Origin of the sequence: Noviherbaspirillum suwonense, from assembly GCF_900182955.1 — a bacterium.
Taxonomy (GTDB): Bacteria; Pseudomonadota; Gammaproteobacteria; order Burkholderiales; family Burkholderiaceae_D; genus Noviherbaspirillum_A; species Noviherbaspirillum_A suwonense.
The window spans coordinates 73,380-89,013 of sequence record NZ_FXUL01000002.1 but is presented as its reverse complement, the minus strand read 5'-3'; the positions used below and the strand labels follow the sequence as shown (position 1 = coordinate 89,013).

At 68.4% G+C, this 15,634-nt stretch carries 10 protein-coding genes; 6 read left to right on the top strand and 4 right to left on the bottom strand.

Annotated elements, in window-relative coordinates; translation table 11 throughout:
• The first annotated feature begins 56 nt into the window (after window positions 1–56).
• The 6 genes from QOL82_RS03625 to QOL82_RS03600 are packed head-to-tail and all read left to right on the top strand — an operon-like array spanning window position 57 to window position 5,742.
• Window positions 57–1,520: a form I ribulose bisphosphate carboxylase large subunit gene (locus QOL82_RS03625; protein WP_283440883.1), complete on the top strand. Its 1,464-nt coding sequence runs from the start codon at window positions 57–59 to the stop codon at window positions 1,518–1,520.
• 38 nt (window positions 1,521–1,558) lie between these two features.
• Entirely contained in the window at window positions 1,559–1,981 is a 423-nt protein-coding gene (locus QOL82_RS03620) for a ribulose bisphosphate carboxylase small subunit (RefSeq protein ID WP_283440882.1), read from the top strand.
• An 11-nt stretch (window positions 1,982–1,992) separates the two neighbouring features.
• Complete coding sequence (gene cbbX / locus QOL82_RS03615; protein ID WP_283440881.1) at window positions 1,993–2,913, top strand: CbbX protein; 921 nt, start codon at window positions 1,993–1,995, stop codon at window positions 2,911–2,913.
• A 38-nt stretch (window positions 2,914–2,951) separates the two neighbouring features.
• On the top strand, window positions 2,952–3,716 hold the full coding sequence (locus QOL82_RS03610) for an HAD family hydrolase (protein WP_283441261.1): 765 nt from the start codon (window positions 2,952–2,954) through the stop codon (window positions 3,714–3,716).
• Between the two features lie 51 nt (window positions 3,717–3,767).
• Complete coding sequence (locus QOL82_RS03605) at window positions 3,768–4,841, top strand: class 1 fructose-bisphosphatase (protein ID WP_283440880.1); 1,074 nt, start codon at window positions 3,768–3,770, stop codon at window positions 4,839–4,841.
• A gap of 16 nt (window positions 4,842–4,857) precedes the next feature.
• Window positions 4,858–5,742 carry a phosphoribulokinase gene (locus tag QOL82_RS03600; protein ID WP_283440879.1) on the top strand — a complete coding sequence of 295 codons (885 nt, stop codon included), beginning with the start codon at window positions 4,858–4,860 and terminating at the stop codon, window positions 5,740–5,742.
• Between the two features lie 468 nt (window positions 5,743–6,210).
• Here the strand turns inward: QOL82_RS03600 and QOL82_RS03595 are convergent, their stop codons facing one another.
• From QOL82_RS03595 to QOL82_RS03580, 4 genes are read right to left on the bottom strand one after another with little or no spacing between them, the layout of a single operon-like run.
• Window positions 6,211–7,650: an efflux transporter outer membrane subunit gene (locus tag QOL82_RS03595; RefSeq protein WP_283440878.1), complete on the bottom strand. Its 1,440-nt coding sequence runs from the start codon at window positions 7,648–7,650 to the stop codon at window positions 6,211–6,213.
• A gap of 5 nt (window positions 7,651–7,655) precedes the next feature.
• Complete coding sequence (locus tag QOL82_RS03590) at window positions 7,656–10,970, bottom strand: efflux RND transporter permease subunit (RefSeq protein ID WP_283440877.1); 3,315 nt, start codon at window positions 10,968–10,970, stop codon at window positions 7,656–7,658.
• The gene (locus QOL82_RS03585) at window positions 10,967–14,068 is read right to left on the bottom strand and encodes an efflux RND transporter permease subunit (RefSeq protein ID WP_283440876.1); all 3,102 of its coding nucleotides are present in this window, start codon (window positions 14,066–14,068) and stop codon (window positions 10,967–10,969) included. Before QOL82_RS03585 ends, QOL82_RS03590 begins: the two co-directional genes overlap by 4 nt.
• A 25-nt stretch (window positions 14,069–14,093) precedes the next feature.
• Complete coding sequence (locus tag QOL82_RS03580) at window positions 14,094–15,554, bottom strand: efflux RND transporter periplasmic adaptor subunit (RefSeq protein WP_283440875.1); 1,461 nt, start codon at window positions 15,552–15,554, stop codon at window positions 14,094–14,096.
• Window positions 15,555–15,634: the final 80 nt, after the last annotated feature.

Genomic DNA, 15,634 nt, shown 5'->3' with positions numbered 1-15,634 from the left:
AACTTATCGAATACCGCTTGTACAGTGAAGCCTCGCAAAGCCAACAGGAGACGGCAATGGGCGCAAATGACATGGTGCAGATCACGGACCAGAAAAAACGCTATTCGGCCGGCGTATTGAAGTACGCGCAGATGGGCTATTGGGACAGCGACTACCAGCCCAAGGAGACCGATGTGCTGGCGCTGTTCCGCATCACGCCGCAGGATGGCGTCGACCCGATCGAGGCGGCCGCCGCGGTGGCCGGCGAGTCTTCCACCGCCACCTGGACCGTGGTCTGGACCGACCGGCTGACCGCCTGCGACATGTACCGCGCCAAGGCCTACCGCATCGACCCGGTGCCGAACAACCCGGACCAGTATTTCTGCTACGTCGCCTACGACCTGTCGCTGTTCGAGGAAGGCTCGATCACCAACGTCGCCGCGTCCATCATCGGCAACGTGTTCAGCTTCAAGCCGCTGAAGGCGGCGCGGCTGGAAGACATGAAGTTCCCGGTCGCCTATGTGAAGACCTTCGCCGGCCCGCCGACCGGCATCGTGGTCGAGCGCGAGCGGCTGGACAAGTTCGGCCGGCCGCTGCTGGGCGCCACCACCAAGCCCAAGCTCGGGCTGTCGGCCCGCAACTACGGCCGCGTGGTCTACGAGGGACTCAGGGGCGGCCTGGATTTCATGAAGGACGACGAGAACATCAACTCGCAGCCCTTCATGCACTGGCGCGACCGCTACCTGTCGGTGATGGACGCGGTCAACAGGGCGTCCGCCGCAACCGGCGAAGTCAAGGGCAGCTATCTCAACATCACGGCCGGCACCATGGAAGAGATGTACCGGCGGGCCCAGTTCGCGAAGGACCTGGGCTCGGTCATCGTGATGGTCGACCTCGTGGTCGGCTATACCGCGATCCAGTCGATGTCCCACTGGTGCCGCCAGAACGACATGCTGCTGCACCTGCACCGCGCCGGCCACGGCACCTACACGCGGCAGAAGAACCATGGCGTGTCCTTCCGCGTGATCGCCAAGTGGATGCGGCTGGTCGGGGTCGACCATATCCATGCCGGCACCGCGGTCGGCAAGCTCGAAGGCGACCCGATGACGGTGCAGGGTTATTACCATGTCTGCCGCGACGCCCAGACCCTGGTGGACCTGCCGCGCGGCATCTACTTCGACCAGGACTGGGGCGCGCTGCGCAAGGTCATGCCGGTGGCGTCCGGCGGCATCCACGCCGGCCAGATGCACCAGCTGCTGGACCTGTTCGGCGACGACGTGGTGCTGCAGTTCGGCGGCGGCACCATCGGCCATCCGCAGGGCATACAGGCTGGCGCCACCGCGAACCGCGTCGCGCTGGAGGCGATGGTGCTGGCGCGCAACGAGGGCCGCGACATCCGCAACGAAGGCGCCGACATCCTGAAGGAAACCGCCAGGTGGTGCAGGCCGCTGAAGGCGGCGCTCGACACCTGGGGCGAGATCAGCTTCAACTACACGTCGACCGACACCTCGGACTACGTGCCGACCGCGTCGGTTTCCTGAACCGCGACGCCAGCCATCAATGCACCAGCGAGGACATCATGCGCATTACCCAAGGCACCTTTTCCTACCTGCCGGACCTGAGCGACGAGCAGATCGCCAGACAGCTCGACTACTGCCTGCGAAACGGCTGGGCGGTCGGCATCGAATACACCGACGACCCGCATCCGCGCAACGTCTACTGGGACATGTTCGGCAACCCGATGTTCGACCTGCGCGATGCGGCCGCCATCATGCTGGAGCTAGACAGCTGCCGCCGCACCTTCCCGTCGCATTACATCCGCGTCACCGCATTCGATTCGACCCACACGGTGGAAAGCGTGGTGCTGTCCTTCATCGTCAACCGGCCCGCGCATGAACCGGGCTTCCGGCTGGTGCGGCAGGAAGCGGAGGGCCGCGCGATCCGCTACACACTGGAAAGCTATGCGGCCCAGGCCCGGCCCGAAGGCGCACGTTACCTGTAGGAGCGACCGCCATGTCCGTGACCGAATTGTCCCCGCCCGCCGCCGCCAGCACGCTGGCCACCGCGCTGGCCGCGTCCGGCATACGCGAGCTGCTGGCGCAGCTGGACCGCGAGCTGGTCGGGCTGGCGCCGGTCAAGTCGCGCATCCGGGACATCGCGGCGCTGCTGCTGGTGGACAAGCTGCGCCGGGAACGCGGATTCGCGGCCGGCGCGCCCAGCCTGCACATGTGCTTCACCGGCAATCCCGGCACCGGCAAGACGACGGTGGCGATGCGCATGGCGCAGATCCTGTTCCAGCTCGGCTACCTGCGGCGCGGCCACCTGGTCGCGGTGACCCGCGACGACCTGGTCGGCCAGTACATCGGCCACACCGCGCCGAAGACGCGGGAGATCCTGAAGAAGGCCATGGGCGGCGTGCTCTTCATCGATGAAGCGTATTACCTGTACCGGCCGGAGAACGAGCGCGACTACGGCCAGGAAGCGATCGAGATCCTGCTGCAGGTGATGGAGAACAACCGCGACGACCTGGTCGTGATCCTGGCGGGCTACAAGGACAGGATGGACCGCTTCTTCGAGTCCAACCCGGGCATGTCGTCCCGCATCGCCCACCATATCGACTTCCCCGACTACGGCGTGGAGGAACTGGCCACGATCGCCGGGCTGATGCTGGCGCAGATGCAGTACCGCTTCGACAGCGAGGCCGGTGACCTGTTCCACCGCTACATCGAACGGCGCATGGCCCAGCCGCACTTCGCCAACGCCCGCAGCATGCGCAACGCATTGGACCGGGCCAGGCTGCGGCATGCGTCGCGCCTGCTCGATCGCCCGGAGGCGGTGGACGACGATGCGCTGGTCACCATCACCGCGGCCGACCTGCTGGCAAGCCGCGTATTCGCCGACACGCCGGCCGCCGCGCCGGCGTCGTCCGCCTGACGCCTTCGTATGCCAACACAACCTGGGAAACCATCATGCTGCAAGCCCTGATTTTCGATGTCGACGGCACCCTTGCCGATACCGAGGACGCCCATCGGGCCGCCTTCAACGCCGCCTTCGCGCAGGCCGGCCTGGACTGGTACTGGAGCGAGGCGCTCTATACCCGCCTGCTGCAGGTGGCCGGCGGCAAGGAGCGCATCATGCATTACTGGCGCATGGCGGACCCGGACGAGGCGCGCAGCATGCGCGCCCGGACCATGGTGGACCGGCTGCACGCGCTGAAGACGCGGCTCTATGCCGAACAGGTCGAGGGCGGCAGGCTGCCGCTGCGTCCCGGCATGCTGCGGCTGATCCGGGAAGCCCATGCCGCCGGCATGCCGATGGCCATTGCCACCACGACCACGCCGGCCAATGTCGACGCGCTGCTGCGCGCGCCTTTCGGCCCGGACTGGCGCAGGCTCTTCAAGGCGATCTGCGACGGCGCCACCGTCGCCCAGAAGAAGCCGGCGCCGGACATCTACCACGCGGCGCTGCGCGGACTGGGGCTGCCGGCTTACGCCTGCCTGGCCTTCGAGGATTCCGAGCACGGACTGCGCGCGGCCACCGCGGCCGGCATCCCGACCATCGTCACGCCCACCGCCTACACCGCGCTGCATTCGTTCGCCGGCGCGCTGCTGGTGCTGCCGCACCTCGGCGACCCCGGCCAGACGATGGGCCAGCACATCGCCGGCGCCGACCATCGCTGGGTCGACCTGGATGCGCTGGCGCACTGGCATGAAGGCACGCTGTTCGAAGCCAGCTGAGAAGCCAGCCGGCGCGCCGCCCGACAATGAAGCCACCCGTGGAGACAGCAGATGAACCCGGACATGCGCATCACCCTGACCCAGTTCCTGATCGAGGAACGCCGCCGCTTTCCCGAAGCAGGCGGCGACTTCAACAGCCTGCTGCTCAATGTCGCCCTGTGCTGCAAGCGCATCGCCCGCAAGGTCGCGGCCGGCGCGCTCGGCGGCACGATGGGCAGCGACGGCGCCATCAACGTGCAGGGCGAACTGCAGCAGAAGCTGGACGTGATCAGCAACGACATCTTCGTCGAAGGCAACAACTGGGGCGGCTACCTTGCCGGCATGGCCTCGGAGGAAATGGAGCAGCCTTACCAGATCCCCGGCTGCTATCCGCGCGGCCGCTACCTGCTGGTGTTCGACCCGATGGACGGCTCGTCCAACATCGACGTCAACCTGTCGGTCGGCAGCATCTTTTCGGTGCTCCGCGGCGCCGACGACGACCGGCCGGTGACAGCGGCCGACTTCCTGCAGCCCGGCGTACGCCAGGTCGCCGCCGGCTATGCGATCTATGGCCCGACCACGATGCTGGTGCTCACCGTCGGCAATGGCGTGAACGGCTTCACGCTGTGCCCGCAGCTAGGCGAGTTCATGCTGACCCATGCCCGGCTCGGCGTGCCGCCGGACACCGGCGAGTTCGCCATCAACGCGTCCAATAGCCGCTTCTGGGAGCCGCCGGTGACTCGCTATGTCAACGAGTGCCTGGCAGGGCGCACCGGGCCGCGCGGGCGCGACTTCAACATGCGCTGGATTGCTTCCATGGTGGCGGACGCCCACCGCATCCTGATGCGCGGCGGCGTGTTCCTCTACCCGCGCGACAGCCGCAACAGCGCGGTGCCCGGCCGGCTGCGCCTGCTGTACGAAGCCAACCCGATCGGCTTCCTGATGGAGCAGGCGGGCGGCCGCGCCAGCACCGGCCGGCAGCCGGTGACGTCGGTGACGCCGACCTCGCTGCACCAGCGCATCGGCCTGATCTTCGGCTCGCGCCACGAAGTCGAGCTGATCGAGCGCTACCACAACGCGCCGCCGCCGCAGGAACTGCCGGAGCCGCTGTTCTGCGAGCGCAGCCTGTTCCGTGCGCCGGCCTGACGAGAGGAGACGCAACATGTCCGAACGCTACCCGATCATCGCCATCACCGGCTCGTCCGGCGCGGGCACCACCTCGGTCACCCGCACCTTCGAGAATATATTCCGACGCGAGAACATCACCGCCGCGATCGTCGAGGGCGACAGCTTCCACCGCTACGACCGCGAGGAAATGAAGGAGCGCCTGATCGAGGCCGAGAAAAACGGCGACCGCAACTTCAGTCATTTCGGCCCGGACAACAACCTGTTCGCGGAACTCGAAGGACTGTTTCGCACCTATGCCAGCACGGGCAGCGGGCGCCGCCGCAAGTACCTGCATGACGCGGACGAGGCCGCGCCGTATGGCCGGAAGCCCGGCACCTTCACCGAATGGGAAGAGGTCGAGCCGGGCACCGACCTGCTGTTCTACGAAGGCCTGCATGGCGCCGTGATCCACCAGGACATCGACATCGCGCAGTACCCGGACCTGCTGATCGGCGTGGTCCCGGTGATCAACCTGGAGTGGATACAGAAACTGTGGCGCGACAAGTCCAAGCGCGGCTATTCGACCGAGGCGGTCACCGACACCATCCTGCGGCGCATGCCTGACTACGTGAATTACATCTGCCCGCAATTCACGCACACCCATGTCAACTTCCAGCGGGTGCCCTGCGTCGACACGTCCAACCCCTTCATCGCGCGCGACATCCCGGCGCCGGACGAGAGCTTCGTCGTCATCCGCTTCGCGCAACCCAAGGGCATCGATTTCCAGTACCTGCTGAACATGGTCAAGGACTCGTTCATGTCGCGCGCGAACACCATCGTGGTCCCCGGCGGCAAGATGGAGTTGGCGATGCAGCTGATCTTCACGCCATTCATCTGGCGGATGATGGAACGCCGCAAGCGCGCGATGAACGAGCTGTAGCCAGCTGCGTCCCGGCGGCTCCACGGTCCGCATCAGGATCTTCGCTTGCTGCCCACCCATCCGAAAACAGCCTGGAATTCCGGCGGCTCATACCGATCCCAAGCGATCGCGTGCCGGATGGGATCGATCGTTCGGTTTCGTCTGCGTGGCTCGCAGGCTCGTAGGGTGGAATAAGCAAAGCGCATTACAGCACTCGGCAATCAGCCACCATCGCATGTTCGCAACTTGGGGTGTAATGCACATTCGCTTATTACACCGTACGTACACCCTACGGAATTTGATGGCGCCTTGTGAACCTGGGTAGTCGGGTCGGACGCCTGTGCCCGATGAGGTAACCATCCTTGACACGCGCCATGCTTACTACGCATGAGCGCAAGAGCCCCGCAGCGCGGCGCCCCACGCGAAACAGGCTTCAACGGCCTAGCGACTTCCCACGTTCCATGCCCGACAAACCGGCCAGCCCACGATCTACCGCTGCCACCCGCCTCCCAGCGCCTGTATCAGCGCCACCGCAACCACCTGCCGGTCCGCCTGCAACTGCGCCAGCGTGCGGCGGGCCTGCAGCGCGGTTGCCTGCGCGGTGACCACCTCGGTGTAGCTGACCTGCCCGGCCCGGTAGCGGTTCAGCACCTGCTGCTCCACCTGGTCGGCGGCCGTCGATGCGGCGCGGCGATAGGTCAGCTGCAGCGCCAGCACGCGGGTGGCGGCGAGCTGGTCCTCGACATCCTGGAATGCGACGAGCACGGTTTGCCGGTATTGCGCGGCGGTGCGCTCCTGGACCGCGCGGGCGGCGTCGACCTGGGCGCTGACGGCGCCGGCGTCGAACACCCGCTGCGCCAGCGACAGGCCGAGCGACCAGGCGCTGGCCGACGCGTTGAACAGGTCGCCGACCCGGCTCGCGCCGTAGCCGTAGGACGCGGTCAGGCCGATGCTGGGGAAGTAGCCGGCGCGGGCGATGCCGATCTCGGCGTTGGCCGCGGCCACGCGCCGTTCGGCGCCGGCGATGTCGGGCCGCCGCTGCAGCAGCGTGGCCGGCAGCACCAGCGGAATGTCGGGCACCGTGGGCGACCAGGCGGCCGGCGGCAACGAGAAGTCGGCAGGCGTCCTGCCGACCAGGACCGCGATCGCATGCTCGAGCTGCGCGCGCTGCCGCTGCAGGCCGACCTGGTCGGCCTGCGCGGTGGCCAGCTGGGTCTCGGCCTGCAGCAGGTCGGTCTTCGGGATCACGCCGGCGTCATAGCGGTTCTGCGTGATCTGCCGCACCCGCTGGTAGCCGGCGATGGTGGCCTGCAGCAGCTCGGACTGGACGTCCGTCTCGCGCAGGTTCAGGTAATTGGCCACCAGTTCGCCCTGGGCCGACAGCGTGGCCGAGGCCAGGTCGGCCTGGCTGGCCGCGGCGCTGGACGATGCGCTCTCGACGCCGCCGCGCAGCCGGCCCCACAAGTCCGGCTCCCAGCTCGCGCCCAGGCTGGCCTGGTAGGTGTTGCGCACCCGCGCGCCGCTGCCGAGGCTGGACGCGCTGTTGTTACTGCTGCTGCCGCGGTCGGCGCCCGCATCCAGCGACACGACCGGAACCAGGGTTGCGCGCTGGCCCGCCACCAGCGCGCGCGCCTGCGCATAGGCGGCGCTGGCGGCGGCGACATTCTGGTTCGACACCTGCACCGCGTTTGCCAGTCCGTCGAGCACCGGGTCGTTGAACACGCTCCACCACGGGCCGCGCGGCGCGTCGTCCGCCGGCGTCGCCGGCACCCAGTCGCCGGCTTCCTTGAACGCGGCCGGCAGCGGCAGCGGCGGCTCCCGGTACACCGGCGCCAGCGAGCAGGCGCCAAGGCTGGCCAGGACGGCCACGGCAAGCACATTGCGCCGCAACGCAGGCAGGGGAAACGCGGAACTCTTCAATAAGCGCATGGATATCAGGTGTGTAGCGGTTCAGTGGTGCGGGCCAGCGCCTGTTCGCCGGGCGAGCGGCGGCGCAGCTTGTCGAGGAGGATGTAGACCACCGGCGTCGTCAGCAGCGTCAGCACCTGGCTGGCCACAAGGCCGCCGATGATGGCGATCCCCAGCGGCCGGCGCAGTTCGGCGCCTTCGCCGAAGCCGATGGCCAGCGGCAGCGCGCCGAGCGCCGCGGCCAGCGTCGTCATCAGGATGGGCCGGAAGCGCAGCAGGCAGGCTTCGCGCACCGCCTCGATTGCCGACAGCCCGCGCGAACGTTCGGCTTCCAGCGCAAAGTCGATGATCAGGATCGCGTTCTTCTTGACGATGCCGATCAGCAGGAACACGCCGATCAGCGCGATGATGGAAAAGTCCATGCCGAACAGCAGCAGCGCGATGATGGCGCCGACGCCGGCCGACGGCAGCGTCGACAGCACGGTGATCGGGTGCACCAGGCTTTCGTACAGCACCCCCAGCACGATATAGATGACGATGAGCGCTGCGGCGATCAGCATCGGCTGCTTGTCCTGGCTTTCCTGGAAACCGCGGGCGGTGCCTTCGAAGCTGCCGCGCACATTGGTCGGCATGCCGATGTCGGCTTCGGCCTGGCGCACCGCCGCCTGCGCCTGCGTCAGGCTGAAACCCTCGTCCAGGTTGTAGGAAATGGTCGTCGCCAGTTCCGCATCCTGGTGGCTGACGGACGTCGCCGTCGCGCGCTCGGTGAAACGGGCGAAGGCCGACAGCGGCACCATGGTGGTCGGCGCGGTGCTCAGCGCCTGGCCGCTCGCCGGGTCGCGCAGCGCCGGGTTCACCGGCGCGGCGGCCGTCGTCGACGCCGCGCCGGCGGTCGTGCCCGTGCCGCCCGAGGCGGCGCTGGTGCTCGTCGCGGCGCCCGCGACGGTTGCCGTGGTGGACGTGGTGGAGGCAGCCGCAGCCGTGGCGGCGGTCGCCGTGGTTGCGGCCGCGCCGCGCGCCGGCACGTAGACATCCCGCAGCGACTCCGGGCTGCGCGCATATTCGGGCGCGACTTCCATGATGACCCGATACTGGTTCAGCTCGTCGTAGATGGTCGCGACCTGGCGCTGCCCGAAGCTGTTGTACAGCGCATTGTCGACATCGCGCGAATTCACGCCCAGCCGGGCGGCGCTGTCGCGGTCGACCGTGACGAAGGTTTCCACGCCATTCTCTTCCTGGTCGGTGTCGATGTCGGCCAGGCCAGGCTGCCTGCGCATCGCGTCGGCCAGCCGGGTCGACCAGCGCTTGAGGTCGTTCGCATTGTCGCTCTTGAGCGTGTACTGGTAGGTCGAGTTGCTGGAGCGCCCGCCCATGCGCAGGTCCTGCACCGGGTTGAGGAACAGGCGCACGCCGGTGATCTGCGCCAGTTGGGGCCGCAGACGGGCAATCACCGCCTGCCCGCGCTCGGTGCGCTGGTCGGCAGGCTTCAGCGCGATGAACATGAAGCCGCCGCCGGCCCGGCTGCCGCCGGTAAAGCCGACCACCGTGTCCACCGCCGGGTCGCGCTTGATGATGTCGACGATCTGCCGCAGCTTGGCCTGCATCGCCTCGAACGAGATGCTCTGGTCGGCGCGGATGCCGGCGCTGATCTGGCCGGTGTCCTGGGTCGGGAAGAAGCCCTTGGGCGCGGCCTTGAACAGGTAGACGTTCATGCCGACCACCGCGACCAGGATGAACAGCACCAGCCAGCGGCTGGCCAGCGCCCAGTCCAGGCTGTGCTCGTACGCGCGCTGGGTCGCCACGAAGCCGCGCTCCAGAAGCCGCGACACCCGCCCCGGCGGCTTCTGCTGGTCGGGCGACTTGAGCAGCCACGCGCACATCATCGGTGTGGTCGTCAGCGACACCACCAGCGAGATCATCACGGCGGCCGACAGCGTCATCGCGAACTCGCCGAACAGGCGGCCGACCTGGCCGCCCATGAACAGCAGCGGGATGAACACCGCCACCAGCGACAGGCTGATCGACAGCACGGTGAAGCCGACCTCGCGCGCGCCCAGGAGCGCGGCCTTGAAGCGGTCCATGCCCTGCTCGATATGGCGGCTGGTGTTTTCCAGGACGACGATGGCGTCGTCGACCACGAAGCCGGTCGCCACGGTCAGCGCCATCAGGCTCAGGTTGTTGAGCGAAAAGCCGAGCGCATACATGACGCCGAAGGTGCCCAGCAGCGACACCACGGTCGCCACCGCCGGGATGATGGTCGCGCGCAGGTTGCGCAGGAACAGGCTGACCACCAGCACCACCAGCAGGATGGACAGGATCAGCGTCATCTCGATCTCGTGCAGCGACGCCCGGATCGAGGTCGTCCGGTCCGAGGCGACCTGCAGCTTGACGTCGGCCGGCAGCTGCGCCTGCAGTTCGGGGATCAGCGCGCGCACGTTGTCGACGGTCTGGATCACGTTCGCGCCGGGCTGGCGCGTGATCACCACGATGATCGCCGGCAGGCCGTTGAACAGGCCCAGCGTGCGCTTGTTCTCCTGGCCGTCGACCACGTCGGCAATGTCGGACAGCCGTATCGGCGAGCCGTTGCGCCAGGCCACCACCAGCCCGCGGTAGTCGGCCGCGGTGCGGCCGCCGCCGGCGGACGACCTCGTATAGATCTGCAGCCGGCGCTCGTCGCCCTCGATCGCGCCCTTGGGCCGGTTGCCATTGCTGGCCTGGATCGCCGCGCGCACGTCTTCCATGCTCACGCCGTAGCGGTTCAACGCGAACGGCAGCAGTTCGACCCGCACCGCCGGCAGCGAGCCGCCGCCGAGCTCGACGTCGCCGACGCCTTCGACCTGGGCCAGCTTCTGCTGGACGATGTTGGAGACGTCGTCGTATACCTGGCCGGGCGTGCGCGTCGCCGAGGTCAGCGCGAGGATCATCACCGGCGCGTCGGACGGGTTGATCTTGCGGTAGGTCGGGTTGCTGCGCAGCGTGGCCGGCAAATCTGCGCGGGACGCGTTGATGGCGGCCTGCACTTCGCGGGCCGCCGCGTCGATCTTGCGCGACAGGTCGAACTGGAGGCTGATGCGGGTCGAGCCGTTGCCGCTGTTGGACGTCATCTCGGTGACGCCGGCGATCACGCCCAGCCGCCGCTCGAGCGGCGTCGCGACCGAGGTCGCCATGGTTTCCGGGCTGGCGCCGGGCAGCGAGGCCGACACCGAGATCGCCGGGAAGTCGACCTGCGGCAGCGGCGACACCGGCAGCACCAGGAAGGCGGCGATGCCGGCCAGCGCCAGGCCGATGGTCAGCAGCACCGTGGCGATGGGCCGGCGGACGAAGGGGCCGGACAGGTTCAAGCGCTGGCCCCCTCGGTATCGGGACGGGGCTGCCTGTTCCCGAACCGGCTGCCGAGCCGGTCGAAGGCCAGGTAGATCACCGGCGTGGTGTACAGCGTCAGCATCTGGCTGACGATCAGCCCGCCGAAGATGGCCAGGCCCAGCGGCCGCCGCAGCTCGGCGCCCTCGCCCCAGCCCAGCATCAGCGGCACCGCCGCGAACAGCGCGGCCAGCGTGGTCATCAGGATCGGGCGGAAGCGCAGCATCGCGGCCTGGTGGATCGCGTTGCGCGGCGTCTGGCCGTCGTTGCGTTCGGCGTCGATCGCGAAGTCGATCATCATGATCGCGTTCTTCTTGACGATGCCGATCAGCAGGATGATGCCGATGATGCCGATCACGCCGAGGTCCTCGCCGCTGATCATCAACGCCAGCAGCGCGCCGACGCCGGCCGACGGCAGCGTCGACAGGATGGTCAGCGGATGCACGTAGCTTTCATACAGCACCCCCAGCACGATGTACACGCAGACCACCGCGGCCAGGATCAGCCACAGCTGGTTGGTCAGCGACGCCTGGTAGGCGCCGGATGCGCCGAGGAAGGTCATGGTCACGCTGGGCGGCAGCTTCACGTCCAGCGCGGCCTCGCGTATCGCGTCCACCGCCCGCCCCAGCGACACGCCAGGCGCGGTGTCGAAGCCCAGCGTGGTCGCCGGATACTGCGCCACGTGCGTCACCTGCAGCGGCGCCGGCCTCTCGGTGATGCGGGCCACCGCCGACAGCGGCGTCGGCCGGCCGGCGCTGGTGCGCAATTGCAGCGCGCCCAGCGTCTGCGGCGTCGTCAGCCCTTCCTGCTGCGCCTCGAGGATGACCCGGTACTGGTTGGTCTCGGTGAAGATGGTGGAGACGATGCGCTGGCCGAAAGCGCTGTACAGCGCCTCGTCCACCGCCGCCGCGGTAATGCCGAGCCGCGACGCCGTGTCGCGGTCGATCTCGACCACCGCTGCGAGGCCCGTGGCGCCGGCGTCCGACGTGACATTCCTCAGCTGCGGAACGGCCTGCAGCTTCTGCGCGAGCCGGCCGGCCCATTCATTGACGGTAGCGCTGTTGGCGCCTTCCAGCGAGAGCCGGTACTGGGTCGGGCCGGATTCGGCGTCGATGGTCAGGTCCTGGGTCGGCTGCAGGTAGAGCGTGACGCCGGCGACCCTGGAAACCCGGTCGCGCAGGCGGGCCATGATTTCCTGCGGCTTGCCGCTGCGGTCGCCCTTCAGGTTGATCAGCATGCGCCCGGTGTGCAGCATCGTGTTGTTGGCGGCGTCGACCCCGACGAAGGACGCCAGGTTTTCCACGGCAGGGTCCTGCAGGATCGCCTCGGCGGCCGCCTGCTGCAGCTCGCTCATGCGCTGGTAGGACACCGACTGCGCGGCTTCCACCCTGGCCTGCAGCTGGCCGGTGTCCTGCGTCGGGAACAGGCCCTTGGGGATCAGCATGTAGAGCAGCACGGTCAGCCCCAGCGTCGCCAGCGCCACCAGCAACGTCAGCGGCTGGTGCGCCAGCACCCACTGCAGCGAACGGTCGTAGCGCACCATCACGCGGTCGAACATCTGCTGCATGCGTCCGGGCGGCTGGTCGCGCCGGCCGGCGTCGTGGCCCTTGAGCCAGCGCGCCGACATCATCGGCACCAGCGTCAGCGACACCACGCCGGAGATCAGGATGGTGATGGCCAGCGTGATCGCGAACTCGCGGAACAGCCGGCCGACCACGTCGCCCATGAACAGCAGCGGGATCAGCACCGCGATCAGGGACACGGTCAGCGAGATGATCGTGAAACCGATCTGCGCCGCGCCCTTCAGCGCCGCCGCCATCGGCGTCTCGCCTTCCTCGATGTAGCGCGCAATGTTCTCGATCATGACGATGGCGTCGTCGACCACGAAGCCGGTGGCGATGGTCAGCGCCATCAGCGACAGGTTGTTCAGGCTGTAGCCGAGCAGGTACATCATGCCGCAGGCGCCGATCAGGGAGATCGGCACGGCCACGCTGGCGATGACGGTGGCGCGGATGTCGTGCAGGAAGGCGAAGATCACCAGCACCACCAGCACCACGGCCAGCAGCAGTTCGATTTCCACGTGCTTGACCGACGCCCGGATGCCGGTGGTGCGGTCGCTCAGCACGTCGACCCGCAGCGACGCCGGCAGGCCGGCCTGCAGTTCCGGCAGCCGCGCCTTGATGGCGTCGACCGTGGCGATCACATTGGCCCCCGGCTGGCGCTGCACATTGAGGATGATGGCCGGCTTCATGTTGGCCCATGCGCCGAGCTTGATGTTCTCCGCGCTGTCGACCACGCGCGCCACGCTGGACAGCCGGACCGGCGCGCCATTGCGGTAGGCGACGATCAGGCTCGCGTAGTCGGCCGCGGTTACCAGCTGGTCATTGGAATTGATCGTGAACGAGCGGGTCGGGCCGTCGAAGCTGCCCTTCGCGCTGTTCGCGTTGGCCGCGGTGATCGCGCTGCGCAGCGTGTCCAGGCCGAGGCCGTAGGACGCCAGCGCCTGGCTGTCGGCCTGGATGCGCACCGCGGGCCGCTGGCCGCCGGACAGCGACACCAGGCCCACGCCCGTGACCTGGCTGATCTTCAGCGCCAGCCGGGTGTTGACCAGGTTCTGCACCTCGGTCAGCGGCAGCGAATCGGACGTGATGGCCAGCGTCAGCACCGGCGCATCGGCCGGGTTGACCTTGGCATAGACCGGCGGCGCCGGCAGGTCGGCCGGCAGCAGCGACGCGCCGGCATTGATCGACGCCTGCACTTCCTGCTCGGCCACGTCCAGCTTTTCGCCGAGGTCGAATTGCAGCGTGATGATGGACACGCCGGACGCGCTGGTCGAACTCATCCGCTGCAGGCCGGACATCTGGCCGAACTGGCGTTCCAGCGGCGCGGTCACGGTCTGGCTCATCACCTCGGGGCTGGCGCCCGGATACAGGGTCTGCACCTGTATCGTCGGGAAGTCGACCTGCGGCAGCGCCGACAGCGGCAGGAAGCGGAAACCCATGAAGCCGGCCAGCACGATGGCGACCATCAGCAGCGCGGTGGCGACCGGACGCTGGATGAAAGGCGTGGAGGGACTCATTTGCGGCAGCCTTCAGGTCGCGGCATCAACGGGCCGCCGGTGCGGAGCCTGCCGGGCTTGCGGGAGCGGCTGCGGGTGCGCCGGGCGAAGCCGGGGCAGACGATGCGGCCGGGGCAGCCGGTGTCGCGCCGCCGGCCGGCGCGGCGTCGCCCGCTGGGGCCGCGCTCCCGCCCTGCTCGCCGCGACGCCTGCCGCCGCCGTGCTCGCCGCCCGCGCCCTGCCGCCGGCCGCCATTGGCGCCGGCGCCCGGACGGTCGCCCGGCAATGTTACCTTGTCGCCGTCCTTGAGCCGGTCGGCGCCCTCGGTGATGACCCGTTCGCCCGGCTGCAGGCCGGTGACGATCTGCACCTTGTCGACGCTGGCCTGGCCGCGCGTCACCTTGCGCATCGCCACCGTGCGTTCGCGCGGGTTGAGCACATAGACATAGTCGCCGTTGCTGCTGTTGCGCAGCGCATTGACCGGTATCACGACGGCGCCGGTAATCGTGCGCAGCTGCATCTTCACATTGACGAACTGGCTCGGGAACAGCGCCAGTTTCGCATTCGCGAAGCGCGCCTTGGCCTTGACGGTGCCGGTCTGCACATCGACCTGGTTGTCCAGCGCATAGAACTTGCCTTCATCGAGCACCGTGGCGCGGGTGCGGTCGAGCGCGACGACTGTCATCTTGCTGCTCTGGCCCAGCCCCTGCTGCACCTCGGGCACCCGGTCCTGCGGGATGGCGAACTGGACGTCGATCGGCGACACCTGGGTGATCACCGCGATCCCGTTCGCATCGTTGGGGCCGATGACGTTGCCGACATCGACGGTGCGCAGGCCGACCCGCCCGCTGATGGGCGCGACCACCCTGCTGTAGCCGAGGTTGAGCTTGGCCGTGCCTTCCACCGCGCGGTCGGCGACCACCGTGCCTTCGAGCTGGCGGACCAGCGCGGCCTGGGTGTCGACATCCTGGCGGGCGATCGAATCCTGGGACAGCAGGGTGCGGTAGCGCTGCAGCGTCAGCCGCGCATTCTCCAGCTGCGCCTCGTCGCGCTGGCGCTGGCCGGTGGCCTGCATCAGCGCCATCTGGAACTGGCTGGGATCGATAACGGCCATCACCTGGCCCGCCTTCACCATCTGGCCCTCGGTGAACAGGATCTCGCGGAACACGCCCGACACCTGGGGCCGCACGGTGACCGTCGCCGCCGCATTGACCGTGCCTATCGCTTCGAGCGTCACCGGCAGGTCGACCTGCTCCGCCGTGCCGACGCCGACCGTCGTCGTCGGCGCACTGCGGGGACCCGCGCCGCCGCCCGGACCGCCGGGACCCGGGGCGCCGGCGCCCGGCTTGCCCGGGCTTCCTTCCGGCGCCTTGTGCGTCAGGTGCCAGACCAGCCAGCCAAGCGCGGCCAGCGCCAGCAGCGCGATGATGGCGCCGATGAAGCGACCTCGGGTTGTGGTTCGAACGGCGGGAGCAGTGCGAGGCGTGTCGTCGACGCGTGAATCCATTAACTATCCTTGTTTGCGGCATGCGCCTGTACAACGAAATTCGAGTCTTCCATCCTGGTGCGGCCGGACTATGAGCGGCG